At 57.4% G+C, this 23,655-nt stretch carries 22 protein-coding genes; 10 read left to right on the top strand and 12 right to left on the bottom strand.

The genetic code is table 11. The annotated features are described in order from the left end of the window. Position 1: 1 nt before the first annotated feature. Together ribB and ACR0J8_RS16805 are read right to left on the bottom strand one after the other, a co-directional pair. Positions 2–1,123: a 3,4-dihydroxy-2-butanone-4-phosphate synthase gene (gene ribB / locus ACR0J8_RS16810; protein WP_321253721.1), complete on the bottom strand. Its 1,122-nt coding sequence runs from the start codon at positions 1,121–1,123 to the stop codon at positions 2–4. A gap of 115 nt (positions 1,124–1,238) precedes the next feature. Continuing rightward, a complete protein-coding gene (locus ACR0J8_RS16805; protein WP_480526354.1) occupies positions 1,239–1,826 on the bottom strand; it encodes a riboflavin synthase in 588 nt (195 codons plus the stop codon). 142 nt (positions 1,827–1,968) lie between these two features. Here ACR0J8_RS16805 and ACR0J8_RS16800 point away from each other — a divergent pair, with 142 nt between their 5' ends. The 3 genes from ACR0J8_RS16800 to ACR0J8_RS16790 all read left to right on the top strand — a co-directional run bounded on the left by ACR0J8_RS16800 (position 1,969) and on the right by ACR0J8_RS16790 (position 6,488). Then, entirely contained in the window at positions 1,969–3,264 is a 1,296-nt protein-coding gene (locus ACR0J8_RS16800) for a capsule biosynthesis protein (RefSeq protein ID WP_480526352.1), read from the top strand. Between the two features lie 80 nt (positions 3,265–3,344). Further along, positions 3,345–4,478 (top strand): polysaccharide biosynthesis/export family protein, encoded by a 1,134-nt coding sequence (locus ACR0J8_RS16795; RefSeq protein WP_480526350.1) that lies wholly within the window; start codon positions 3,345–3,347, stop codon positions 4,476–4,478. 3 nt (positions 4,479–4,481) lie between these two features. Further along, complete coding sequence (locus ACR0J8_RS16790; RefSeq protein ID WP_480526348.1) at positions 4,482–6,488, top strand: capsular polysaccharide biosynthesis protein; 2,007 nt, start codon at positions 4,482–4,484, stop codon at positions 6,486–6,488. Here ACR0J8_RS16790 and ribD read toward each other — a convergent pair. The 4 genes from ribD to ACR0J8_RS16770 all read right to left on the bottom strand — a co-directional run bounded on the left by ribD (position 6,485) and on the right by ACR0J8_RS16770 (position 9,004). Continuing rightward, positions 6,485–7,585 carry a bifunctional diaminohydroxyphosphoribosylaminopyrimidine deaminase/5-amino-6-(5-phosphoribosylamino)uracil reductase RibD gene (gene ribD / locus ACR0J8_RS16785; protein WP_480526346.1) on the bottom strand — a complete coding sequence of 367 codons (1,101 nt, stop codon included), beginning with the start codon at positions 7,583–7,585 and terminating at the stop codon, positions 6,485–6,487. The two genes, ACR0J8_RS16790 and ribD, sit on opposite strands and share 4 nt — an antisense overlap. Next, positions 7,582–8,052 carry a transcriptional regulator NrdR gene (gene nrdR / locus ACR0J8_RS16780; protein WP_039525240.1) on the bottom strand — a complete coding sequence of 157 codons (471 nt, stop codon included), beginning with the start codon at positions 8,050–8,052 and terminating at the stop codon, positions 7,582–7,584. The genes ribD and nrdR overlap by 4 nt, the downstream gene beginning before the upstream one ends. Positions 8,053–8,173: 121 nt before the next feature. Further along, positions 8,174–8,587 (bottom strand): secondary thiamine-phosphate synthase enzyme YjbQ, encoded by a 414-nt coding sequence (locus tag ACR0J8_RS16775; RefSeq protein WP_480526468.1) that lies wholly within the window; start codon positions 8,585–8,587, stop codon positions 8,174–8,176. A gap of 18 nt (positions 8,588–8,605) precedes the next feature. After that, on the bottom strand, positions 8,606–9,004 hold the full coding sequence (locus ACR0J8_RS16770; RefSeq protein ID WP_480441964.1) for a hypothetical protein: 399 nt from the start codon (positions 9,002–9,004) through the stop codon (positions 8,606–8,608). Positions 9,005–9,451: 447 nt separating this feature from the next. On the opposite strand from ACR0J8_RS16770, the gene ACR0J8_RS16765 reads away from it, so the two are divergent. Continuing rightward, complete coding sequence (locus ACR0J8_RS16765) at positions 9,452–10,474, top strand: helix-turn-helix domain-containing protein (RefSeq protein ID WP_480526344.1); 1,023 nt, start codon at positions 9,452–9,454, stop codon at positions 10,472–10,474. 185 nt (positions 10,475–10,659) lie between these two features. Here ACR0J8_RS16765 and rpoD read toward each other — a convergent pair whose 3' ends face one another. From rpoD to ACR0J8_RS16745, 4 genes are all read right to left on the bottom strand, one after another. Next, the gene (rpoD, locus tag ACR0J8_RS16760; RefSeq protein WP_480526343.1) at positions 10,660–12,648 is read right to left on the bottom strand and encodes an RNA polymerase sigma factor RpoD; all 1,989 of its coding nucleotides are present in this window, start codon (positions 12,646–12,648) and stop codon (positions 10,660–10,662) included. Positions 12,649–12,762: 114 nt separating this feature from the next. After that, a complete protein-coding gene (gene dnaG / locus ACR0J8_RS16755; RefSeq protein WP_480891233.1) occupies positions 12,763–14,712 on the bottom strand; it encodes a DNA primase in 1,950 nt (649 codons plus the stop codon). A gap of 78 nt (positions 14,713–14,790) precedes the next feature. Then, the gene (locus ACR0J8_RS16750; protein WP_170616618.1) at positions 14,791–15,087 is read right to left on the bottom strand and encodes a hypothetical protein; all 297 of its coding nucleotides are present in this window, start codon (positions 15,085–15,087) and stop codon (positions 14,791–14,793) included. A gap of 136 nt (positions 15,088–15,223) precedes the next feature. Further along, positions 15,224–16,654, bottom strand: coding sequence for a Glu/Leu/Phe/Val family dehydrogenase (locus ACR0J8_RS16745; RefSeq protein WP_170806083.1), 1,431 nt, complete (start codon positions 16,652–16,654; stop codon positions 15,224–15,226). A 330-nt stretch (positions 16,655–16,984) separates the two neighbouring features. Here ACR0J8_RS16745 and ACR0J8_RS16740 point away from each other — a divergent pair, with 330 nt between their 5' ends. Genes ACR0J8_RS16740 through ACR0J8_RS16730 form a run of 3 tightly spaced genes read left to right on the top strand, consistent with a single transcriptional unit; the run spans position 16,985 to position 19,720 of the window. Continuing rightward, entirely contained in the window at positions 16,985–18,622 is a 1,638-nt protein-coding gene (locus ACR0J8_RS16740) for a Tad domain-containing protein (protein WP_480526338.1), read from the top strand. Further along, positions 18,619–19,152 carry a TadE/TadG family type IV pilus assembly protein gene (locus ACR0J8_RS16735; RefSeq protein WP_480891229.1) on the top strand — a complete coding sequence of 178 codons (534 nt, stop codon included), beginning with the start codon at positions 18,619–18,621 and terminating at the stop codon, positions 19,150–19,152. Before ACR0J8_RS16740 ends, ACR0J8_RS16735 begins: the two co-directional genes overlap by 4 nt. Before the next feature lies 1 nt (position 19,153). Continuing rightward, on the top strand, positions 19,154–19,720 hold the full coding sequence (locus ACR0J8_RS16730) for a pilus assembly protein (RefSeq protein WP_170677620.1): 567 nt from the start codon (positions 19,154–19,156) through the stop codon (positions 19,718–19,720). Between the two features lies 1 nt (position 19,721). Here the strand turns inward: ACR0J8_RS16730 and ACR0J8_RS16725 are convergent, their stop codons facing one another. After that, on the bottom strand, positions 19,722–20,192 hold the full coding sequence (locus ACR0J8_RS16725) for a hypothetical protein (protein ID WP_480526334.1): 471 nt from the start codon (positions 20,190–20,192) through the stop codon (positions 19,722–19,724). Between the two features lie 159 nt (positions 20,193–20,351). On the opposite strand from ACR0J8_RS16725, the gene ACR0J8_RS16720 reads away from it, so the two are divergent. After that, positions 20,352–21,263 (top strand): pirin family protein, encoded by a 912-nt coding sequence (locus ACR0J8_RS16720; protein WP_170806078.1) that lies wholly within the window; start codon positions 20,352–20,354, stop codon positions 21,261–21,263. Positions 21,264–21,278: 15 nt separating this feature from the next. Here ACR0J8_RS16720 and ACR0J8_RS16715 read toward each other — a convergent pair whose 3' ends face one another. Next, positions 21,279–21,866, bottom strand: coding sequence for a TetR/AcrR family transcriptional regulator (locus ACR0J8_RS16715; RefSeq protein ID WP_170616632.1), 588 nt, complete (start codon positions 21,864–21,866; stop codon positions 21,279–21,281). Between the two features lie 100 nt (positions 21,867–21,966). Here ACR0J8_RS16715 and ACR0J8_RS16710 point away from each other — a divergent pair, with 100 nt between their 5' ends. Next, complete coding sequence (locus ACR0J8_RS16710; protein ID WP_480526332.1) at positions 21,967–22,215, top strand: hypothetical protein; 249 nt, start codon at positions 21,967–21,969, stop codon at positions 22,213–22,215. Between the two features lie 124 nt (positions 22,216–22,339). Then, positions 22,340–23,626, top strand: a complete 1,287-nt coding sequence (locus tag ACR0J8_RS16705; RefSeq protein WP_480526330.1) for a homoserine dehydrogenase — start codon at positions 22,340–22,342, stop codon at positions 23,624–23,626. The last annotated feature ends 29 nt before the right edge of the window (positions 23,627–23,655 follow it).

Raw genomic sequence — 23,655 nt, 5'->3', positions numbered from 1 at the left:
ATCAGTCATCCTTGAGTATGGAGCGGGTGCCAACGATGGACAGGCCAAACGCATCGAGCCCCAGATAAACGGTTTCCGGCGAGTCCGTCAGCAACACCAGTTGCTGAACGCCCATTTTGGACAGGATTTGAGCGCCCAGACCGGTTTGCTTGATGGTGCGCGGGCCTTCGTCCTCGGCCGCATACAGCGAGTTGCGCGGCTGGCGGAACAAGCACACGACCCCGCGCCCTTCCTCGGCGATTTTTTCCATCGCGCGGGGCAGTTCCCGCGACGATTTCGGGCCTAGGCCCAGGATGTCCGGCGCTTCGTGCAGGGCGTGGGTTCGGGTCAGGACAGGCTCGGGCGTGGTAATGTCGCCCTTGGTCATGACCACATGTTCAATGCCGTGGGTCTGGTCCGTGAACAGACGCATCTCCCACTCGCCACCATATTCCGACATCACCGTTTCGCGTGAGGTTTCGACCACCAGATTGTCATTGCGGGACCGGTACGCGATCAGATCGCTGATCGTGCCGATCTTCATGTTGTGCTCTTTAGCAAAGGCGACCAGATCAGGCAGGCGTGCCATGGTGCCGTCCGGTTTCATGATCTCGCAGATCACGCCCGAGGGGTTCAGCCCCGCCAGACGCGAAATGTCCACGGCAGCCTCGGTATGACCGGCACGCACCAGCACCCCGCCCCGCTTGGCCCGCAGCGGGAAGATGTGACCGGGGGTGGCGATTTGCGCCATCGTGTTTTGCTCATTGATTGCGGTCGACACAGTCAATGCGCGGTCAGCTGCGGAAATACCGGTTGATACACCTTCACGCGCCTCGATAGACACGGTGAAGGCGGTTTCATGCCGGGACGAGTTGTTCACCGCCATCATCGGCAGGCCCAGCGCGTCGACCCGTTCGGCGGTCATCGGCAGGCAGATCAGGCCGCGCCCGTGGGTGGCCATGAAATTGATTGCCTCGGCATCCGCGAATTCGGCGGCGATGACCAGATCGCCTTCGTTCTCGCGATCTTCGTGATCCACCAGAATATACATCCGGCCTTTGCGCGCCTCTTCGATGATTTCTTCGATCGGACTTATCGCGTCACGCAACTGGGCCTCGACCGGGCCGGGGGTTTCAAAGCTCATGGGGCAGCCTTTCGCAAGAGCACGTATGAGCGGCTGGATAGACCACCATTCGCCCAAAGGCCAGACCACATGCGGCGTCAGCGGACCAGAACGCGGCGTTGTTCGGCCTTAAAGTTCAGGACATTTCCGCCAGCCGCGCAACATATCGGGCCAACGTGTCGATCTCAAGATTGACGCGGTCGCCCATTCGAACATCACCCCAGGTCGTGACCTCTTTGGTGTGCGGGATGAAATTGATCCCAAAGTCGCAACCTTCCACCGCGTTGACAGTCAGCGAGGTGCCGTTCAGAGCGACCGATCCCTTGGGCGCAATGAACTTGGCCAGATGCTTGGGTGCGCGCAGTGTAACACGAGTGCTGTCGCCCTCGTCTTCAATGCCAACCACCTCAGCGACCCCGTCCACGTGGCCCGAGACGATATGCCCGCCCAGTTCGTCTCCAACCTTCAAGGCGCGTTCAAGGTTGACACGCTTGCCAACCTGCCAGGCGTCGAGGTTGGTTTTTGACACGGTTTCAGCACTGATCTGGACATCGTACCAGTCGTCGCCCAGCGCGATAACGGTCAGGCAGACCCCGTCGCTGGCAATCGAAGCGCCAAGATCGATGCCCGCAGTATCATAGCCGGTGCTGATCCGGGCCCGCAGATCGCCTTGCTGTTCCAGCTCGGTGACAGTGCCAACATCGGTGACGATCCCTGTGAACATTCTGTTAACCCTCTGTTCCTAACCTGTGTCTCGCTTCCACAGCCGAGGTAAGCCCAAGCGGCTTCTCGGGCAAGCCCCGGCTTGCCGGGAAATCGCAAAACGGGCATAGTTTTGACAATTTAACACGAATACAGCAGTCCCGATGACCCACCTGCCCTATGCCCCGGATCGCCGTGTGTTCCTGTTTCTGCAGGGACCTCATGGCCCGTTTTTCAACGCCCTTGGGCGCATGTTGCGCGCATCCGGCGCGCAGGTCTGGCGCGTCGGCTTCAATGCCGGCGACCACGCGTTCTGGTTCGATCGCTCATCCTACATTCCGTTCCTGGACAAACCAGAGCATTGGCCGGAAACCCTGACCGGGTTGATCAACGACCTCGATATCACAGACATCGTACTCTATGGCGACACGCGTCCGATCCATGCTCAGGCAGTCGAAATCGCAAGGGAAAGGGGCATCACCGTCCACGTGTTCGAAGAAGGCTATCTGCGCCCCTGGTGGGTCACATATGAACGCACGGGCTCGAACGGAAATTCCCGGCTGATGGACCTGAACGTTGACCAGATGCAGCAGGCCCTAGCCCAGTCAGATACGCAATCACCACCACCGTCCCATTGGGGCGATATGAGGCAACATATCTTTTACGGTGCCCTGTATCACTGGTTTGTGCTGTTCCTGAACCGCCGCTATCGCAATTTCAGACCTCATCGGGACCTGCCGGTATCGAAGGAGTTTCGTCTGTACTTCAAGCGTTTGTCCCTTATGCCATTTCACCGGCTACAGCGGATCTGGGCAACGACCCGCGTTCGGCTGGGCGGTCACCCCTATCACATGGTCCTGCTGCAACTGGGTCATGACAGCTCGGTACAGGCGCATTCCGGGTATTCCTGCATGAGCGATTTTCTGGATCAAATTCTCGAAGGTTTCGCAAAGGGCGCGCCAAGACATCATCGGCTGGTGATCAAGGAACATCCGCTGGAAAATCATCGCGAACCATTGCGACGACGCGTGCGTGAACTGTCGGCCCGGTACGGGATTGACGATCGCGTCTACTATGTTCCCGGTGGCAAGCTTGCCGGACTTCTGGATGATGCGAATTCTGCGGTCACGATCAATTCGACCGCCGGCCAGCAAGTGTTATGGCGCGGCATTCCCCTGCGAATTTTCGGCAAGTCCGTCTATGACAAACCCGAATTCGTTTCCGGGCAGGCCCTGACTGCTTTCTTCGCGAACCCGGTCGCCCCTGACAGCGGTGCCTATCGGATCTATCGCCGGTTTCTTCTGGAAACCAGCCAGGTGCCCGGTGGGTTCTATTCATGCCGGGGGCGGCGGCAATTGTTGCGACGGGCTGTCGACATGATGTTGCGGCCGCAAGATCCATATCAAACAGTTCTGTCAGGCAAAGCGGCGCTGACGCCACAGTTGAGAATCGTTCAGTGAATCTGGACGGTTGTTTCTGGAAGTCACACCACATTGCGGGTAGCCTGCGCTGAAAGAAAGATAATTGAGGTATATCGGCAGTGAAGCGCTTTCCAATCCGGTGGATACGGGGGGTAACTCTCGTGGCGGCTTGCGGCTTTCTGGCTGCGTGCCAGCTTCCCAAGTCCGGCCCGAACAAATCTGAAATCCTTGCAGGTTCTGTGCAGAATGGCGGGAATGCATTTGTCGTGGAAGTGGATGACCGCGTCGCCAAGGCAACATCTGCCGTGCCCCAATACGGCTTCTCTGCCGCCTTCAGCACTGCCCCGAACCTGACCGCAGACACCGTTCGCCCCGGCGATGTTCTGGGGCTGACAATCTGGGAAAACGTGGATGACGGCTTGTTGGCCAGCGAGACGGGACCGGCCACGACACTCGAAGAAGTTCAGGTCGACAGCGAAGGCTTCATCTTTGTTCCCTATGCCGGTCGTTTGCGGGCTGCCGGCAACACACCGGAAGAATTGCGCACCCTGATCACCAGCAAACTGCAGGACCAGACCCCGGATCCGCAGGTCGAAGTTCGTCGTGCTGCCGGTGACGGCTCGACCGTGTCCCTGACCGGAACCATTGGCGCACCGGGGATCTACGCGATCCAGCGCCCGACCCGCTCATTGTCCGGGATGCTGGCGCAGGCCGGCGGCGTCACTGTCTCGTCCGACATTGCGCTGGTCACGCTGATCCGAGGTGATCAGCGCGGGACCATCTGGTACGATGATCTGTTCCGCAACCCCAAGCTGGACGTCGCCCTGCGCGGTGGCGACCGCATTCTGGTTGAAGAAGACAGCCGCTCCTATATCGCGCTGGGTGCAACCGGAGGACAATCCCGCGTTGCATTTGACAGTCAGGACCTGTCCGCGCTGGAAGCCCTGGCGCAGGTTGGCGGTCTTCAGTCGCTGTCGTCGGACCCGACCGGCATATTCGTTCTTCGCAGAGAACGTCAGGATGTGGCGCGCAATGTGATGGGCCGGGCAGATCTGCAAGGGGATCAAAGGTTGATCTACCTGCTTAATCTGACGGCCCCGAATGGCCTGTTCATTGCGCGGGACTTCGTAATCCGCGACGATGACACGATTTACGTGACCGAAGCGCCCTATGCGCAGTGGAGTAAGTCTATTTCGTTGATTGCGGGTGGACTGACCCCGATCGCCAATGTCGCAACACTGACCGGCTACTGATGTATGTTGCCGCAAGAGGACACCGCAGCCGGGGCTGAACGCACCCGGCTGTTTGTCTACAACGGCGGGTTTCTCACATCACGGCGCATCTGGCGGATACTGTCTCTGGCCGGGTTTGATATTCGTCTGGGCCTGCCGAAGCCCGGTGATCTAGTTGGTGTCTGGGGCAACAGCCCGACCGCGCATCGCGGGCTGAAGATCGCGTCGAAGCACCAGACACCGGTATTGCGGGTCGAGGATGCCTTTCTTCGGTCCTTGCACCCCGGTCGCTCAGGCGAACCGCCGCTGGGTTTGCTGCTGGACCGTTCAGGTCTGCACTTCGACCCTGATCAACCCTCGGATCTGGAAACCCTGCTGGCCAGACATCCGCTGGACGACACGGCCCTGCTGGACCGTGCGCGCGGCGCGATGGCGCGAATGCAGGAACTGCACCTGAGCAAGTATTCAGCCTTTGATCCAAACATCCAAGCCCCAGACCCCGGCTATGTTCTGGTTGTCGACCAGACCATGGGCGACGCCGCCGTAACTGCCAGCAAGGGGGACACGGCCCGCTTCCGCGAGATGCTGGTCATCGCGCAAGAGGAAAACCCGGGTGCCGAAATCCTGATAAAGACACATCCGGAAACGCAGTCAGGGCACCGGCCCGGCCACTTTACCGATCAGGACCTGTCTGGCAGGGTGCGGTTTTTCAATGATCCGGTCAGCCCCTGGACCCTGCTGGAAGGCGCGATTGGGGTCTACACGCTGTCTTCACAATTGGGGTTCGAAGCCATTCTCGCCGGTCACAAGCCCCGGGTGTTCGGGCAACCCTTTTACGCCGGATGGGGGCTCACTCAGGATGAAACACCTCTTGCAAGACGCCAGAGAAACCTGACACGCGCTCAGTTGTTCGCCGCTGCGATGCTGCTTTATCCAACATGGTACGATCCGTACCGCGACCAGTTGTGCGAGCTTGAGACCCTGTTAAACACGCTCGAGGCGCAGTCACGCGCCTGGCGGCAGGATCATGCGGGCTGGACCGCATCGGGCATGCGGCTGTGGAAACGACCGCACCTGCAGCGGATGTTCGGCCAACAGCGCAAAATTCGTTTCACTGCCGATCCTCCTGGCGCTTCGCAACGGCCTCATATGGTGTGGGCCAATCAGGCGCGGGATCTAGACGGCGTTACCAGGGTTGAAGACGGTTTTTTGCGATCACGGGGGCTGGGCGCCAATCTTGTGCCTCCGCTGTCGCTGGTGACGGACGATCTGGGAATTTACTATGACCCGACGCGCCCCAGCCAACTGGAAAACCTGATCACGGCCCGGGGAAACCTGCGGCCCGATCAGGCGCTCCGGGCCGAGCGGCTGGTTACCCAAATCATCTCGAACAGTCTGAGCAAATACAATACCGGCACCCACCCGCCCGATTTGCCGGACGGGCACCGCATCCTGATCCCGGGTCAGGTCGAGGACGACGCCTCCATCCTGCTGGGCTGTGGAGCCGTGCGCACGAATATGGACCTGCTAAGGGCTGCGCGTGAAGCAAACCCGGACGCGATCCTGGTTTACAAACCTCATCCAGATGTCGAGGCGGGGCTTCGGGAAGGCGCAATCGAAGCCGAAGGTCTGGCAGATATCATTGTTCCGCACACAAACCCGGGCATTCTGTTGCCACAGGTACATGAGGTCTGGACCATGACGTCACTCATGGGGTTCGAGGCCCTTTTGCGTGGTGTCCCGGTGACAACGCTCGGCGCGCCATTCTATGCTGGATGGGGTTTGACGCAGGATCTGGGCACAGTTCCCGCCCGGCGAGGCGCGCGACCCAGTCTGTCGGGCCTGGTTCATGCGGTCCTTATCGACTACCCCCGCTATCTGGATCCGAAAACGGGCCTGCCCTGCCCGGTTGAGGTCGTACTGCAACGACTGGCCGAGGGGTATGACGCTCCACACGGGCCTTTGAATCGTCTGCTGTCAAAGCTTCAGGGTGCATTCGCAACCCATGCTCACCTGTGGCGCGGGCGCTAGCGCAAGGCCCGCGACCAGCGATGCAAAATATCGCCGCCAACAGCGCGTGTTTCGATCAGGTCGAACCGAGGCGCTTCGTTCAGTTTATCAAGACCCAGCGCCCCAATCGCAGACAGGCCTTCCGCACCGATGGTCAGCCCGGCACTGAACCCGACCAGTTCATCGACCAGATCCGCCGCCAGTAACGATGCGGCCAGAGCGGAACCGCCTTCGCAAAAGATACGTGTCAGGCCGGCATGTCCAAGCTGCTGCAACAGGTCCGTCGGATCAATGTGGTGTTCCTGCAATGCACACGGGATCAGGCGCGCACCCATGCCCTGCCAGGCATTGGCACGATCCGGATCCGGATGCGGGCCGTGACATATCCAGACAGGAACGTCAGAGGCCGTGCGCGCAAGCTGCCCCATCAGCGGCAGGTCCAGATGGCGCGATACAACGACCCGAACCGGCTGTGACGCAATGCCCAGATCACGCACTGTCAGGGATGGGTCATCCGCACGCGCGGTGCCTGCGCCGATCAGTACCGCGTCGTGTTGCGCCCGCATGGCGTGGACCAGACGCCGCGCTTCGGGTCCAGTAATCCACTGGCTATGACCGCTGGACGTTGCAATCCGCCCGTCAAAACTGCTGGCCAGTTTCAAAGTTACAAATGGGCGGCCCTGTTCGGTCTTCAGAAAAAAACCCGCATGGGCCTTGGCAGCCTGTTCATCCAGCACACCGGTAGTCACTTTGATACCGGCCTCACGCAGCATGGCCAGGCCCTGCCCGGCTACACGCGGGTCGCTGTCTTCGATGGCTGAAACGACCCGCGCCACATCGGCGTCAATCAGGGCCTGCGCGCAAGGGGGTGTTTTGCCATGATGGGCACAAGGTTCCAGCGAAACATAGGCCGTTGCGCCCTGCGCGGCATCTCCGGCCTGTTTCAGGGCTTCGGTCTCGGCATGAGGGCGCCCGCCCGGCTGCGTCCACCCGCGACCGACGATCCGGCCATCACGCACGATGACACACCCTACGGAAGGGTTGGGCCAACACGTGCCCTGTCCGCGCTGACCCAACGACAAAGCCAGCGCCATATATCGCTTATCTGTTTCGCTCACTCGTCCGTCGAAGGCTGCGGCGGGCGCAGTTCGTGGACAAACTCCTCGAAATCATCGGCCGCCTGGAAATTCTTGTAAACGCTCGCAAAGCGAACATACGCCACCGTATCAATCCGGGCCAGCGCTTCCATGACGATTTCACCGATTTTGTTGGACGGGATATCCGTGTCGCCCATGCTTTCCAGGCGCCGCACGATACCCGAGATCATCTGATCGATCCGGTCCGGATCGATGGGGCGTTTCTGCATCGAGATCCGGATCGAACGCTCCAGTTTATCCCGGTCAAAATCCTCGCGCTTGCCGTTGGTCTTGATCACCACAAGATCGCGCAACTGTACCCGTTCATAGGTGGTAAAGCGTCCGCCACAGGCCGGACAGAACCGTCGCCTGCGGATCGCGACGTGATCCTCTGCCGGGCGTGAATCCTTGACCTGAGTATCGATATTTCCGCAAAACGGGCAGCGCATCCGCCGTCTCCTCGTCCCTTGTTCCGCCTCTTTTTGTAAGCACTGCGGCTTACTTATCCACAACTATAGGGCAGCCGCTAGGGTTTGGGTAGTCGGAATTTATCACCGCAATATAAAGGGGTCATGCAAAATGTGCAGCGACCCGACGTACATGCGGTGCAGTGCGATGTTCGAACAGATAGATCCCCTGCCACGTCCCAAGCACAGGCCGCCCCGCCGCAACAGGTATGGAAAGTGAAACCGGCAAAAGGGCAGCCTTGATATGTGCGGGCATATCGTCGGGGCCTTCATAGGTGTGCCTCAAATACGCCATCGAAGGATGATCCGACGGAGGCACGAGCCGTTCAAAGAACGCATGCAGATCGGTCTGAACCTCGGGATCCGCGTTTTCCTGAATAAGCAGAGAGCAGGATGTATGCCTGACGAACAGCGTAAGCAAACCGTCGCCTGCAACCGAACTCATCCATCGGCAAACGTCGCCTGTAATTTCATAGAGACCGGCGCCGCGTGTTGAGATGGTGAATTCGACCTGCAAAGCTCTGCTTACCATTACCTAGTTTATGAACTGCCGGCGGTTGCACCGTCCATTTGCGCCCTGTACCGACATACTTTCACCAACCTGAAAGCCAAGTGACACACTGCTTTGCTGAGGTGCGTTTTTCGGTGGTGTCAGGGAAAACTGAACAGCCGTTCGGCGACCTGTCGCCTCGCTTGGGCCATAACCCCGAACAACATACACCCTTTGCTGCCAACCGGCGCCAAGCGTCCGACGCGCGAAATCGGCCGCGGCGCACCAATAACCGTCTACATCCTGGCGTGCTCTTGGGATCACCTCAAAAACCGAATTGTTGACGGCAACCGTCTGAAACCCGTTGGGCGCGGCCCCGGCTGTCATCGGAGCGGAGATCGCCACAGTGGCAAGAACCATTGAAGTCATGACCCGTTTCATCATTTTCGACCTTTCCTGTTTCTGACTGCCGCATAGACTAGTATGCCAGCATCGGCGGAACAGTGGTCCTCACGATCTATTCAGACGCGCAGTCAAAATCTGTGAACCGGTGCCCCCGGACCTGCCCAAGCATATTCCGGCCAAGCCAAAAAACTCAATAAAAAGAAAACGATCTTGTGGGTGCAGCGTGTCGGGGAACCCTTTGAACCGGGGTGGTAGTCCGGTTCTCTGGGCTCTGACCTCTTCCCCAAAAGGCGCGGACCCGACAGCAATATGTACATAAGAATTGTCAAAACTCGGTCATGTGCACACCAGTCAAATCCTTGTGTGAATTTGCCAATCGCACCGAAAGCCGCCCCTCAGCACTCGGCTTCCGCCACAAAAGTTGGTGCGCGCCGGATCTTTGGTATTAAGATCAGCTTCAGATTTGAGAATGGATTACGCCGAGCCATGGAAGTTGATATTTGTCGCATTCAGCGATTGGCCAAGACGCTGGACGAAGAAACCGGACAATCTGCGCTGACGGATCACGTCCTGCGGCAAAGCGGGCTCAGTCGGGCTGGAATTGCCCCGCCGACAACCACTTACCATGCAACAAAAGAGGCCCAGTTTGTCCGGTATGCCTGCGATGCGGTCAATGACATCACTTTTGCCGCCCGGGCAGGCATCCGATTTGATGAGTCATCTACTCTTACGGCCTATATCAGTAAATACTCCCGAAACTTACGACAAGCCGTTGAAAACACGTGTTACTTTCACTGGATGATTGATCCTGCGCTGATTTTCAATCTGCGCCTTTCAGACGACTCGGCAGTGTTTGAAATCGACTGGAAGGACGCCAGTTATTCCCGCTATCACAGACGCACCGAGTTCCTGCTATTTGCGGCCATAGCCCGACTGCGCGCCCTGACCCAGTCAGATTTTCACCCCGTCGAGATGCGCTTTCAGCATGAAATCGGTCAACGTGCGTCGGAATATGAGAAAATAGGAGGGTTTCCAGTAGTTTTCGGCGCCGAACGGATGTGTATCGTCCTGTCGCTGTCCTCGCTTGATCTTCCAATTCCAACTTACGACCCTACGCTGCGCGCCCATCTGCTTGACTATGCCGAGCGTTTGCTGGCCGACCGGCAATCGCCAAGGCAAGAAACACGCGCAAGGGTCGAAGGGCTGATCACCCGGTCCCTGCCCGGAACCATTATCCAGGCAGATCAGGCAGCTGCCGATTTGGGTCTTAGCCCTCGCACACTGGCCCGCAGGCTGGCCGATGAAGGGACCAGCTATCGCAACATCGTTGAAGACCTGCGATGTGATCTTGCGCAGACCTTTCTGCGAAACGGGATGAACCTGTCCGAGATTTCTTATTCTCTGGGGTATGCCGATCAGGCAGCGTTTTCGACGGCGTTCAAACGTTGGACCGGCCAGCCTCCGACCACATTTCGCGGCCGCGTCGATCGCCCGCTGAACCGCGTTTGAGCGTAGCCGGGGGTCATCGATGAGACCATCTCGCCCCGGCCCGTCCCATGAGTGGACCAGACGGATATAGAAATCCCGCTGTCCCTCTTCTTGTGAGTTCTCGCCAATTTGACTTTCAGACAGGACAACAAGATGTGAACGCCCCAGGAAAAGAAAAAGGCGCCTCGATCGGGGCGCCTTTGTAGTTATTGATCCAGGAAGGACCGCAGTTTTCTTGACCGGCTGGGATGCTTCAGCTTGCGCAGCGCTTTCGCCTCGATCTGGCGAATCCGTTCGCGCGTCACGCTGAACTGCTGGCCAACCTCCTCCAGCGTGTGGTCCGTGTTCATACCAATGCCAAAGCGCATCCGCAGAACGCGTTCCTCACGCGGGGTAAGCGAAGCCAGAACCCGGGTGGTCGTTTCCTTGAGGTTTTCCTGAATGGCGCTGTCCAGCGGCAGCACGGCATTCTTGTCCTCGATGAAATCGCCCAACTGGCTGTCTTCCTCGTCACCGATCGGCGTCTCGAGGCTGATCGGTTCCTTGGCGATCTTCATCACCTTGCGAACCTTTTCCAGCGGCATCTGCAGCTTTTCGGCCAATTCTTCCGGCGTCGGCTCGCGACCGATCTCGTGCAGCATCTGACGACCGGTCCGAACCAGCTTGTTGATCGTTTCGATCATGTGAACCGGAATACGGATGGTCCGGGCCTGGTCCGCGATGGAACGCGTGATCGCCTGACGGATCCACCATGTCGCATAAGTCGAGAACTTGTAGCCGCGACGGTATTCGAACTTGTCGACCGCCTTCATCAGGCCGATATTCCCTTCCTGAATAAGATCAAGGAATTGCAGGCCACGGTTCGTGTACTTCTTGGCAATCGAGATCACCAGGCGCAGGTTGGCCTCGACCATTTCCTTCTTTGCCTGACGGGCCTCTTTCTCGCCCTTTTGAACCTGCTGAACGATGCGGCGGAATTCGCTGATGTCCAGACCGACATATTGCCCGACCTGAGCCATATCGTTGCGCAGTTCCTCGACCTTGTCGGTCGAGCGTTCGATGAACATCTGCCAGCCCCGGCCCGGCTTTTCGGCCATCTCGGCCAACCAGTTCGGATCCAGTTCGCGACCACGGTACTCATCAATAAACTCACGGCGGTTGATACGCGCCTGGTCCGCCAGTTTCACCATCGAGCTGTCCAGCGACATGACGCGGCGGTTGATGCCGTAAAGCTGGTCGATCAGCGCATCGATCCGGTTGTTGTGCAGGTGCAGACCATTCACAAGCTCTACGATCTCGGCCCGTAACTTCTGGTAGGTCTCTTCATCCTTGGCGGTGAAAGATCTATCTTCATTCAAAGTTGCAGAAATACGGCTGTCCTGCATTTCGGACAGCATCGCGAAATCAGACGAAATCCGCTCGAGCGTGGTCAGAACCTGCTCTTTAAGCGCTGTCTCCATCGCGGCCAGCGACATGTTGGCCTGTTCGTCTTCATCGTCGTCGTCGTCGGTGGCGATTGGGTTGCCATCCGCATCCAGCTCGGGCCCGGTGTCCTTGGCGGGTTTGGCGGCCTGAACCGCTGACGTGTCCACCACCGGTTCCTCGACATCGCCTTCTTCGTCCATCTGATTGCCGAACGTGGTTTCCAGATCGATGACGTCGCGCAGCAGAATGTCTTCGGACAAAAGTTCGTCATGCCAGATGGTGATGGCCTGGAAGGTCAACGGGCTTTCGCACAGACCAGCAATCATCGTGTTGCGGCCGGCTTCGATCCGCTTGGCGATTGCAATCTCACCTTCCCGGCTCAGCAGTTCGACGCTGCCCATCTCGCGCAGATACATGCGCACGGGGTCGTCGGTGCGATCCAGTTTCTCGGTCGCGGCACCCGAAAGCGCAACCTCACGGTTGCTTTCCGTTGTGGTTAGCTCGGTCGAACCTTTGTTCTCTTCTTCTTCGGCCTCTTCATCTTCGATGATGTTGATGCCCATTTCGGACAGCATCGACATAACGTCTTCGATCTGCTCCGAACTGACCTGATCAGGCGGCAATACCTGATTGAGCTGGTCGTAGGTGATGTAGCCTTTTTCGCGGGCCTCGGCGATCATCTTCTTGACCTGGGCCTGGCTCATGTCCAGCGAGATTTCCTGTTCCTGCTCGTCTGATTTGCGATCTTCGGACGTGTCTTTGGCGGCCATTCAATGCTCCTGCAGGGATGGGTGATTCGTTTGAACCGAATCATTAGCGCGTAGAAGTGATTCGGCCACCCGTTTACCCGTTTTTCTTTTCCAGTGCCTTACGAAAACATCACTTTAGCGGCGTTTCCGTTCGAATTTGATGCCGGACATGATGGCCTCGAACGCGTCTTTCTCGTCTCGGTTGATCCGCGCGCCGTTGTCGGCGATGTCAAAAACGGCCCTGTCCTCATTCTGGCTGCGGCTTGTACGGTTGCGCTCTTCGGCGGCTTGCGCCAGCCGATAGGTCAGCGCCTCATCTGCCAATTCGGACAGTTCCTCCGCAGCTTCGGCAATCTCGGCATCCAACCCCCGGAGCGCTTTGATTTTTGCGAGTTCCTCGGCCAGCGTCATCTCGGCCTTTTCCACGTCGCCCGGTTTGTGCACGCAGGGGATGACTGCGACATGGCGAAGGGCCAGAAGGTTTTCAAGGGGTTCGGCCCCCAAAATTCCCACTATGTGATCTTTCAGATTGTCCGGGTCATCAATTGCGTGGCGCAGGATGACCTCGCGCAGCGCCGAGTGGTCTGGATCGTGGCAGTCCATTTCTTCCAACTGGTGTTCGAACTGCACGACAACCTTGGGGTTCAGAATGGCGATGGCCAGAATGACCGCTTCGCGCATCTGGATATCTGCATTCTCGGACGAGGCCAGAAACGAGGCGCGCGCGCCCGGCGAAGCAGGCTGTTTTTGTGGCTTCCATTTGCCGCCCGGCTGCCATTGGCGGTTTTGCGGTTGGCGTTGCGGACGGAAAAGCTGCCAGCACAGGTCTTTGACTTCCCGTTCATAATGAGAGCGTATTGATGCATCTCGGATCAACGCCGTCCTGTCCTTCAGAGCACGCTCCAAAGCCGCTCTACGCTCCGGGCTGTCGAAAACCTTACCCTCGGTCTCACGCTGCCACAGCAGCTTGACCATGGGTATGGCGCCTTCCAACACGGTCTGCACAGCCGCAGGCCCTTCGGCGCGCAAAAGATCGTCGGGGTCTTTGCCTTGGGGCATCAGTGCAAAGCGCAGAGATTTGCCGGCTTCCAGAAGCGGCAAAGCCAGATCAACGGCCCGCATCGCCGCCCGCAGGCCTGCCGTGTCGCCATCCAATGCAATGATCGGTTCATCCGAAATACGCCACAGCAGCTGCAGCTGGTGTTCGGTAATTGCGGTTCCCAGCGGCGCAACCGCCGCCTCAAAACCAGCCTCGGCCAGGGCGATCACATCCATGTAGCCTTCGGCCACGATCAGCGGCTGCCCCTTCCCGGCCGCCTGTCGTGCGGGGCCTTGATTGTAAAGGCTTCGGCCTTTGTCGAACAACTCCGTCTCGGGCGAGTTCAGGTACTTCGCGTTGTCATTGGGGTCCATCGCGCGGCCACCAAATGCAATGCAGCGCCCGCGCGGATCACGGATCGGGTACATGATCCGGTTGCGGAATGTGTCATAGGGCTTCTTGCCCTTGTTCGAGGGTTTGGCAAGCCCGGCCCCGAGGATCAGATCCTCGGCCACTTTCTTGCCCCGCAGATGATCCCACAGCGCTTGCCAGCCATCCGGGGCAAAGCCGATTTCCCACCGGTCCAACGCCTGTTCGTTAAGCCCGCGACGCGCCAGATACTCCCGCGCAGCCCCACCTGCCCCGGTCTTGAGTTGCAGGCGAAAAAACTGGGCGGCCTGCTCCATCACATCAGCCAGTTGCGCGCGGCGATCCTGTTTTTCCTGTGCTTTCGGGTCGCGTTGCGGCATGGGCATACCCGCCTCACGCGCCAGAATCTCGACTGCTTCGATGAACGAGACATTCTCGGTCTCTTTCACAAAGCTGATCGCGTCGCCTTTGGCGTGGCATCCGAAGCAGTAGTAGAACCCCTTCTGGTCATCGACATGGAACGATGCCGTCTTTTCATGGTGAAACGGGCATGGCGCCCACATGTCGCCCTTGCCCTGATTGGACTTGCGCTGATCCCACATGACTTTGCGTCCGACGACCTGAGACAGGCTTAGCCGGGTGCGCAATTCATCCAGGAAACCGGGGGGCAATGACATGTGTCGAACCTGCCAGAAATGAAAACGCGCGCCAAGGGGATGGCGCGCTTATCCACAAGGAATTGAGCCAGCTGTGGATTATTGCTGTAGACACAGCTCGAGCCAGGCCGCGCCCAGATCCTTTTTGCGAACGTCGCGCATCTTTTGCTCATACACCCAGGGGGTGATCAACGGAATCGCGGCATTGTAGTTTTCGGGCCAGGTCGGGCCGCTGTCAGCGACCGCCTTCGCGACATCGCGTTCCTTGACGCGATCCAGGCGGGCGTTCTGAATAGCGGCCACCACGTCGGCCTGATACTTGCAGCTTTGTTCTTTGGTCTCAGCCGCGGCCAGAGGCGTTGCCAAAAGAATGGCGGCGATGGCGATGCGCAACATTGAAAGTCCCCCGGGATTCGTTTCACTCGCGGCAACTTACCTGTGCGCCATTGCGCCCGCCACAACCGATTTCCCGAATTCGTTGAAATGATCGGAGGCGACCCGGGTTACCTTGCACCCGGATCGCCTTACTGAATCAAAGGCCCTTGGCCCGATAGCTTTTGGCAACTCTGTCGATGGCGACGATATATGCCGCAGTCCGCAGGTCTTCGACATCATCGCGGCTGTGCCAGACCTCGCGCATCGACTGATAGGCGATACGCATCGTGTCATCCAGACCCGAGCGGACCAGTTCCAGTTCGTCCGCGCCCCTGAGGTACTTGGACTTGAAGTTCGGGGACATTGACCACGCATCGCCCAGATATCTGTCCAGCCGCTCAAGTTCGCTGACAATCAGTTCGTGGCGGGCTTCCTCCTGACGGCGCTGCATCCGTCCAAACCGGATATGGCTCAGGTTCTTGACCCATTCGAAATACGAAACGGTCACACCGCCCGCGTTGGCATACATGTCCGGAATGATAACGACGCCCTTTTTCCGAAGGATATCGTCCGCACCGGCAGTCACCGGACCATTCGCGGCCTCGATAATCAACGGCGCCTTGATCCTTTCTGCGTTGGAAAGGTTGATGACACCTTCCAGTGCCGCCGGGATCAGAATGTCACATTCGGCCTCAAGGACGGCAGCGCCCTCTGCGGTATGCGCCGCATCCGGATAGCCGCTGACGCCGCCATGTTTCACAATCCAGTTCCGCACCGATTCAACGTCGATGCCATCCGGATTGTGCAGGGCACCGTCCCGCTCAATGATCCCGATAACGCGCGCGCCATCTTCCTCGCTCAGGAACTTTGCGGCGTGATAGCCCACGTTTCCAAGCCCCTGAACGATCACGCGCTTGCCATCCAGACTTCCGGACAAGCCGGCCTTCTCGATGTCGTCCGGGTGCCGGAAGAATTCACGCAGCGCATACTGAATTCCGCGACCGGTTGCCTCGACGCGCCCCGCGATACCACCCGCGTTGAGAGGCTTGCCCGTCACACAAGCACGCGCATTGATATCCGTCGTATTCATGCGCGCGTATTGGTCGGCCATCCAGGCCATCTCACGCTCGCCGGTTCCCATGTCCGGGGCGGGCACGTTCTGCGATGGGTTGATCAGGTCGCGTTTTGCCAGTTCATAGGCAAACCGTCGGGTGATCTGTTCCAGTTCGTGTTCCTCATACTGACGCGGGTCAATACACAAGCCGCCTTTGGAGCCCCCGAACGGCGTCTCTACCAGCGCGCACTTGTACGTCATCAAGGCAGCCAGCGCCTCGACCTCGTCCTGATTGACTTCCATGGCATAGCGAATACCGCCTTTGACCGGCTCCATGTGTTCGGAATGGACCGACCTGTATCCGGTAAATGTATGGATATCACCGCGCAGGCGCACACCGAAACGGACGGTATATGTGGCGTTGCACACCCGGATCTTCTCTTCAAGTCCCGGCGGCAGATCCATCAGGGACGCGGCCCTGTTGAACATCAGGTCAACACTTTTACGAAAGCTCGGTTCAATAATGCCGGTCATAAATTCCTCCGTACCGGAAACTGACATATGTCACGACTTTTTGTCGCACCCTTCATGGAAAGCCGCAACGCCCAACTGCACTTTTTTGATAAGAATGCCCTCAAGGCGTATGCGCAACTGTTACTGAGTCGTTTGGTTTGGCCGAGTTGCAGGAGATTGTCGCCAAAACACAAACAGACCCTTTGGCATACCTATATTATCCTCACTTGAGTGGCGAAAAGGTCAAAACCAGGCTTTTTTTGCCCAATTGACGCCATGTTTCAAAGCTAGCTTTAACCCAATTTTATTTTCCTATGTCGCACACGTTATGTGCGAAGCGGAGGCATCAAAATGAAAAAGTTCTCGCTTATTGCCGGTAGCATTTTGCAGAAACGCAAACCTTCCACGTTGCGGCAGTTCGTCGAAAATGAAGACGGTACATTTTCATATTTTGTGCTGTTTGTTTTTTTGGGAATGTTGGCCGCAGCGGGTGTCGGCGTCGATTTAATGAACCATGAACGCGACAGAGCCAAACTACAGGCCACTCTGGACCGCGCCGTTCTCGCCGCAGCCGATTTGGATCAGAAAGAAAGCCCGAAGACCGTTGTTGAGTCCTATCTCGACAAGGCAGGGCTTTTGGAAAATCTCAAGACCGTCGACGTACAAGACAGTTTTGGTACGCGAAGAGTTTATGCGACGGCCGAAGCAGTGATACCGACAAATTTCATGGCCCTGTCAGGTATCAAAACTTTGACCGCGACCGCAGCCAGCGCCGCTGAAGAATCAATCGGAGCCGTTGAAATTTCGCTGGTTCTCGATATTTCGGGTTCAATGTCCGAAAATTCGGCCACCCCGGGGATCAGCAAAATCGATGTTCTGAAAGAAGCAGCATCTGATTTCGTTAAACTGATGCTCGACAAACCAGGTGAAAGCCAGATATCGATCTCGCTTATACCCTATGCGACGCAGGTTAATGCGGGCGCTTCCCTGCTGGACCAATTCACGAATGTCACGCAGGAGCATAGCTATTCGCACTGCGTGAATTTTATCCCTGAGCAATACAGTGATTCCGATCTCCTGCGGGGTGACAGGCTAGAACGGACAGCGCATTTTGACCCGTTCACTTATTCTGAGGGTTCGATCACTCTGCCTGTTTGCCCTGTCCGCGCCGGCAGCGCGATCACACCTGTCACGGATGACCTGGGCAAATTGCTTGACCAGATCGCACTTCTTTCACCCGGCGGAAACACGTCGATTGATGTTGGAATGAAATGGGGCGTTGCGCTTCTTGATCCCGGCATGAGCGGTATTGTCTCCGATCTGTCCCTTGAAACGGATGCGGCATATGCGCCGAAGACAATAGTCCCTTCCAAGTTTGCGAATCGTCCGACAAACTATGACTCGGACGTTCTGAAAATTGTGATCGTTATGACCGATGGAAAGAACACCGATCAGTACATGCTGAATCCGTCACTGAGGGAAGGTATGTCGGACGTATGGTACAACCCCGAAGCAGAAGAATACACCGTTTATCACTCGCAGGGACAGCCGAACTTTTTCTGGCCTCAGCAAGACCAGTGGGCAGACCATCCGTTCGGCAACCCTGAGCCGGAAACTGCCGACAACGAAGAGGTAGGTACGGCTTTCCGCCTGACATACCCGCAACTGTTCAACCGTGTGTCTTTGGCTTGGAACGCCAATTACAACTACTACTGGCAGTCCAGTGCCTGGGCTGAGTGGTACTCTGCAGCGTTCTCCAAAGTAGAAACCGCTGCCAAGAACCAGCACACCAAACACATCTGTGACGCAGCAAAAGACGAGGGCATTATCGTATATGGTATCGCCTTCGAAGCACCAAGAAGTGGCTATCGGGTTCTTCGGGACTGCGCTAGCTCGCACAGCCATGTCTACGACGTGAGCGGACTGTCGCTTGAAGACGCCTTTTCTTCGATCGCATCATCGATCCGCAAACTGAGGTTGACACAATGACTCAGAGTATTTTGCCGCTGATGCACCGGTTATTTGGGTCTGAAGATGGAAACGCCACGATTGAATTCGCTATTATCTTTCCGGCGTTCATGTTTTTCATCCTAGCAGGCGCAGAACTGACATTATTGACGACACAACAGGGTATGTTGGAACGTGCTGTTGACCAGACCGTTCGCGACATTCGACTTGGAACAGGGAATAATCCGCAGCACGACGAACTAAAAGACACCATTTGTTCACGGGCTCAGTTCATCAAAAACTGCTCCTCCAACCTTCGGCTAGAGATGATCCGTCAGAGTGCCTTCAACGGGGTCGTGCTGTCCGAAACACCTGACTGCACGGACAACTCCGAACAGGTAGATCCTGTTCTGAACTTCACCAATGGTCAATCCAATGAATTGATGATCCTGCGGGCATGCGCGCGGATTGATCCGGTGTTTCCGACCTCGACAATCGGCAAAACCCTCGTGGATGAAACCGGTCAATATGCGCTAACGGCTACGACAGCCTTCGTACAGGAACCTTTGTAAGATGACGTCGATCATGACAAAAATGGCAAAGTGTCTGAAATCGTTTCGGCGGGATGAACGTGGTATTATTACCGTAGAGGCCATCATGGTCTTTCCCCTACTGTTCTGGACGGTATCGATGACCTTCGTCGCGTTCGAAGGCTTCCGTCAAAGCGCGTCAAATCTGAAGGCCGCATTTACCGTAAGCGATCTTATCTCTCGTGAAACTCAAACTATTACAGATGTTTACATAGATTCTCTGCACGAATTGATGGAGAAGATGGTCAACAATAATTCGCAAATGAATTTGCGTGTTTCGCTGATTGTTTTCGATGAAGAAGATGATCGCCACTATGTGCGGTGGTCGTCGACTCGCGGCTATGACGTCAAGTGGACAGATGACAGCATTCACGAAATTCGGTCCCAGCTTCCGCCGATGCCCAACCAAGACACTTTGATTCTGGTTGAAACGTCAAATGAATATGTTCCGATTTTTTACACGGGATTTAAATTCGCAACCGGAGTTACTTTCGAAAACTTTGTCTTTACTCGCCCGCGTTTCACCAACGAAATTGCGGCCTCGGTCTAGGTCAATCCATTTCAGCCAGAAGCGCGGACAACATTTCGGACATGAACTTGGTCTCGGCGGCGGCAGTCATGCCGCCGACTCCCACGCGATGACCCAATCGCCACCAAAGGCCGGGCGCCCAGGTGTTTTTTCCCTTGCCGGTCGTGCGAACAAGAAACCCGTTTGATGGTTTGAAGGCAAACACGCCGCGATCAACAGTTTCAATATCTTCGACATTGGCAATGACCTGCCCCGCTCCGGTGCGCAACTCAGCTCGAGTCAGTTCGATACGGTCTGTTGTGGCATGCCACATGCGATGTGCCAGCCAGAACGCCCCGCCCGCGATCACGAAAAGGAAAACCTGCCATCCCAAAGCAGGTGGTGCCGCTAAGGCGACGTAAAGTACAATTGCGCCAACTGTGCCCAGCATTCCTACACCTGCCCATCGTCTGGGTGATGATGCCTGAACTGTTGCCAGCACTTCGTCCTGCATGGGGCCCTCTTTGTTTGCCTCGACTTCCCTTACCTGCTTTGCGAAATAATGGACAGGGGGTCCCGACCTGCGCGGCGTCGCACAATCCGCGCGCGTTTTTGTCAATTGACCGCGCAGGCGCACACATTACATGATTGTCATGTAAATCAGGAGGCAAAAATGTCCCTCAGGCCTACTTTGGAAACCAGACAATCCGTTCCAACACGGGAAGGCGCCGGTGTGCATTTGCATCGTGCCTTCGGGTTTCAGGACCCGTCCGAACTCGACCCATTTCTACTTTTCGACGATTTCAGGAATGAGAACCCGCAAGACTATGAAGCAGGGTTTCCGTGGCATCCGCATCGTGGAATTGAGACCATTACTTATGTTCTGTCCGGGACCGTTGAACACTCGGATTCACTGGGCAACACCGGAACGCTTGGCGCCGGTGACGTGCAATGGATGACGGCAGGTTCGGGGATATTGCATCAGGAAATGCCACATGGAAACACCAGTGGTCAGATGCACGGCTTTCAGTTGTGGGGGAACCTGCCTTCTGACCAGAAGATGACTGCACCCCGGTATCAGGACGTTCAAAGCCGGGAAATCCCCGAGATCACGGATGATGACGGCACCACGGTTCGTGTGATCGTGGGTACGTTCTGGGGGAAAACCGGCCCTGTCGACGGCATTGCGGCTGATCCGCAATACCTGGATATCCGCATCCCGGCAGGCGTCAAAAAAACTTTTCCCATAGACACTTATCGCCGGGCCTTCGCTTATGTTTTCGATGGTCAGGCCGCGTTTGCCGACGCGTCACAACCCACCGGCGTTCTGCTGGAAAAAGAGGTGGCGGGGCAAGAGGTCAACATTCGCGACATGTCAGGCAACCGGACGCTGGTCCGCTTTGGGTCTGGCGACGAAATTACGGTACAGGCGGGGCCGCAAGGAGTTCGGTTCCTGCTGATCTCCGGTGCGCCGATCAACGAACCGGTCGCCTGGCATGGGCCAATCGTCATGAACACCCGGGCCGAGCTGAAACAAGCCTTTGAAGAGCTTCGAAACGGAACCTTCATCCGGCCAGCCCACTAAGGACGGGCGGGCAGATCACGTCGCAACGGCGCGACATACCATGTCCCAGTAGATCTGCTCGACCTGATCCAGTGACAACCTCCCGCCTGCCCGATACCAGGTCATCACACCATTCAGCATTGCGATCACAGCAAAGCTTGCGATCCTGGTGTCGGGTACTTTGAACAGGCCGGCGACATGACCGTCACGCAGAATACCTTCCAGTGAATCCTCGTACCTGCGGCGCAGATCTTCGATTTCCGTGAAATTCTCGGGCGTCAGGTTTCGCAACTCCATATACGCTATGAACACCTCGTCCGGGCGTTCCAGGTGAAAGCGAATGTGAAATCCGACAAAGCGGCGCAAGGCATCGCGTGGATCTTCGGATTTGTCCTGTGCCTCATATGCCGACAGAAGCTCCTGCATATGGTCGCGCATCAGACGGAAAAGCAGACTTTGCTTGTCTGGGGTGTAGTTATACAAAGCACCGGCCTGCACACCGACCTCGGACGCGATCTGGCGCATTGAAACCGCCGCATACCCATGTCGGGCGAACAGAGCCAACGCTGCCTTGCGGATCCGCGGGCCGGTTATGTCAGAGTGTGAACCTTGGGTACGAGCCATAGGCCGACAGTATCTGAACGTTTGTTCAAATAGAACCCCGCTTGAACCGAACGGGCAAAAGGTGCATCACAATGGCGACTGCAACAACAACCGGCTTGTCATGAAACCCGTGCCCCTGCTGTTTTTGATGCTTGTCTGCGCCGCATGCGCGGACATTCCTGAACTGGAAGGCAGCGAGTCGCCAACCGTGCGCAAGTCCACGTTTCCCCGCTTGATCCCACTGAGCGAAGCGTTGGGCCCACCGGTTGATCCCGTAAGCGAAGCGGCCGAGGTCGAAGAGGACCTGAATGCGCGTGCCGAAGCGCTGGCGAATAAAGCGCAGGCACTTCAGAACGCAGAAATCGACTGATTGCCGGATTTCATTGGCCGCGCTGTCCTCTGACGCATTGCACCGTCCCCATGAACCCGCTAAGGCAGCGCCTGACGGATGAAAAATCCAGACTGGCGAATACGAGCGGAAAGGAATCCACCGAATGACACAGGCGCTGCGGCTGGGAATTGCTGGCTTGGGGACCGTCGGCGTGGGTGTGATCCGGATCGTCCGCAAACATGCGGATCTGTTGCAAGCCCGGACCGGTAGGCCAATTGAAATCGTGGCCGTTTCCGCCCGGGACTCCGGCAAGGATCGCGGTGTCAACCTGTCCGACTACGCTTGGGAAAGTGATCCCGTCGCGCTGGCCCGCCGAGACGACATTGACGTTTATGTCGAGCTTATGGGGGGCGAAAACGGCCCGGCTCTGGCTTCGGTCGAGGCGGCGCTGGAAACCGGTAAAGACGTGGTAACCGCCAACAAGGCGCTGCTGGCCGTCCATGGTCAGAAACTGGCGGAGCAGGCCGAAGCTGCAGGCCGTGTCATCCGGTTCGAGGCGGCCGTCGCGGGTGGCATCCCTGTGATCAAGTCCCTGACCGAAGGGCTTGCCGGGAACGACATCACCCGTGTCATGGGCGTGATGAACGGAACCTGCAATTACATTCTGACCCGGATGCAGTCCCAGGAATTGGGATACAATGCGCTGTTCGAAGAATGCGCCCAACTGGGGTATTTGGAAGCTGACCCTAACCTGGATGTGGGTGGCATTGACGCGGCCCATAAACTGGCGCTTCTGTCCTCGATTGCCTTTGGAACCAAGCCGAATTTCGACGGGATCGAGATCGAGGGTATTCAGCATATCAGCCTGGATGACATTCATCAGGCGGACGACATGGGATACCGGATCAAGTTGCTGGGCGTGGCACAGCGTACCCGGCGCGGGCTGGAACAGCGCATGCAGCCCTGCCTGGTGCCAAGCGGCTCACCTCTGGGGCAACTGGAAGGCGGCACCAACATGGTGGTGATCGAGGGTGACTCGATCGAGCAAGTTGTTCTGCGCGGTCCCGGTGCCGGTGAAGGCCCAACTGCCAGTGCTGTCATGGGTGACGTTTGTGATCTGGCCCGTGGATTTCATATTCCGACATTCGGCCGACCGGCCTCGACGCTGCAAGAGGCTACGCCTGCGCGAACCGGATTGCCCGCGCCCTATTACCTTCGCCTTGCCCTATTGGACAAACCCGGTGCGCTGGCGAAAGTTGCGGCCATTCTGGGTGATGCCGGAGTGTCAATCGACCGGATGCGCCAGTATGCCCATTCTGAAAACACGGCACCCGTCCTGATTGTAACTCACAAGACCACGCGCGCGACACTTGATGTGGCGCTGGAGGGGTTCAGGTCCACTGACGTGGTTTCGGGGGAACCTGTCGCGCTGCGCGTCGAAGAGGTTTGACCCTTGCGGCCTGTGCCAGACGCAGGCTA

It is taken from the genome of Ruegeria sp. N11, from assembly GCF_056531525.1.
The sequence above is the reverse complement of the archived record's forward strand: the minus strand, read 5'-3'. Positions and strand labels throughout refer to the sequence as shown.

Excerpts from the sequence above, each read along its gene's own strand:
- ACR0J8_RS16710 (WP_480526332.1), top strand. The coding sequence starts at position 21,967 with ATGAAACCCGTGCCCCTGCTGTTTTTGATGCTTGTCTGCGCCGCATGC.
- ACR0J8_RS16720 (WP_170806078.1), top strand. The coding sequence starts at position 20,352 with ATGTCCCTCAGGCCTACTTTGGAAACCAGACAATCCGTTCCAACACGG.
- ACR0J8_RS16735 (WP_480891229.1), top strand. The coding sequence starts at position 18,619 with ATGACTCAGAGTATTTTGCCGCTGATGCACCGGTTATTTGGGTCTGAA.
- ACR0J8_RS16725 (WP_480526334.1), bottom strand. The coding sequence starts at position 20,192 with ATGCAGGACGAAGTGCTGGCAACAGTTCAGGCATCATCACCCAGACGA.
- nrdR (WP_039525240.1), bottom strand. The coding sequence starts at position 8,052 with ATGCGCTGCCCGTTTTGCGGAAATATCGATACTCAGGTCAAGGATTCA.
- ACR0J8_RS16740 (WP_480526338.1), top strand. The coding sequence starts at position 16,985 with ATGAAAAAGTTCTCGCTTATTGCCGGTAGCATTTTGCAGAAACGCAAA.
- dnaG (WP_480891233.1), bottom strand. The coding sequence starts at position 14,712 with ATGTCATTGCCCCCCGGTTTCCTGGATGAATTGCGCACCCGGCTAAGC.
- ACR0J8_RS16705 (WP_480526330.1), top strand. The coding sequence starts at position 22,340 with ATGACACAGGCGCTGCGGCTGGGAATTGCTGGCTTGGGGACCGTCGGC.
- ACR0J8_RS16770 (WP_480441964.1), bottom strand. The coding sequence starts at position 9,004 with ATGATGAAACGGGTCATGACTTCAATGGTTCTTGCCACTGTGGCGATC.
- ACR0J8_RS16750 (WP_170616618.1), bottom strand. The coding sequence starts at position 15,087 with ATGTTGCGCATCGCCATCGCCGCCATTCTTTTGGCAACGCCTCTGGCC.
- ACR0J8_RS16730 (WP_170677620.1), top strand. The coding sequence starts at position 19,154 with ATGACGTCGATCATGACAAAAATGGCAAAGTGTCTGAAATCGTTTCGG.
- ACR0J8_RS16765 (WP_480526344.1), top strand. The coding sequence starts at position 9,452 with ATGGAAGTTGATATTTGTCGCATTCAGCGATTGGCCAAGACGCTGGAC.
- ACR0J8_RS16715 (WP_170616632.1), bottom strand. The coding sequence starts at position 21,866 with ATGGCTCGTACCCAAGGTTCACACTCTGACATAACCGGCCCGCGGATC.
- ACR0J8_RS16800 (WP_480526352.1), top strand. The coding sequence starts at position 1,969 with ATGACCCACCTGCCCTATGCCCCGGATCGCCGTGTGTTCCTGTTTCTG.
- ACR0J8_RS16790 (WP_480526348.1), top strand. The coding sequence starts at position 4,482 with ATGTTGCCGCAAGAGGACACCGCAGCCGGGGCTGAACGCACCCGGCTG.
- ACR0J8_RS16745 (WP_170806083.1), bottom strand. The coding sequence starts at position 16,654 with ATGACCGGCATTATTGAACCGAGCTTTCGTAAAAGTGTTGACCTGATG.
- ribB (WP_321253721.1), bottom strand. The coding sequence starts at position 1,123 with ATGAGCTTTGAAACCCCCGGCCCGGTCGAGGCCCAGTTGCGTGACGCG.
- ACR0J8_RS16805 (WP_480526354.1), bottom strand. The coding sequence starts at position 1,826 with ATGTTCACAGGGATCGTCACCGATGTTGGCACTGTCACCGAGCTGGAA.
- rpoD (WP_480526343.1), bottom strand. The coding sequence starts at position 12,648 with ATGGCCGCCAAAGACACGTCCGAAGATCGCAAATCAGACGAGCAGGAA.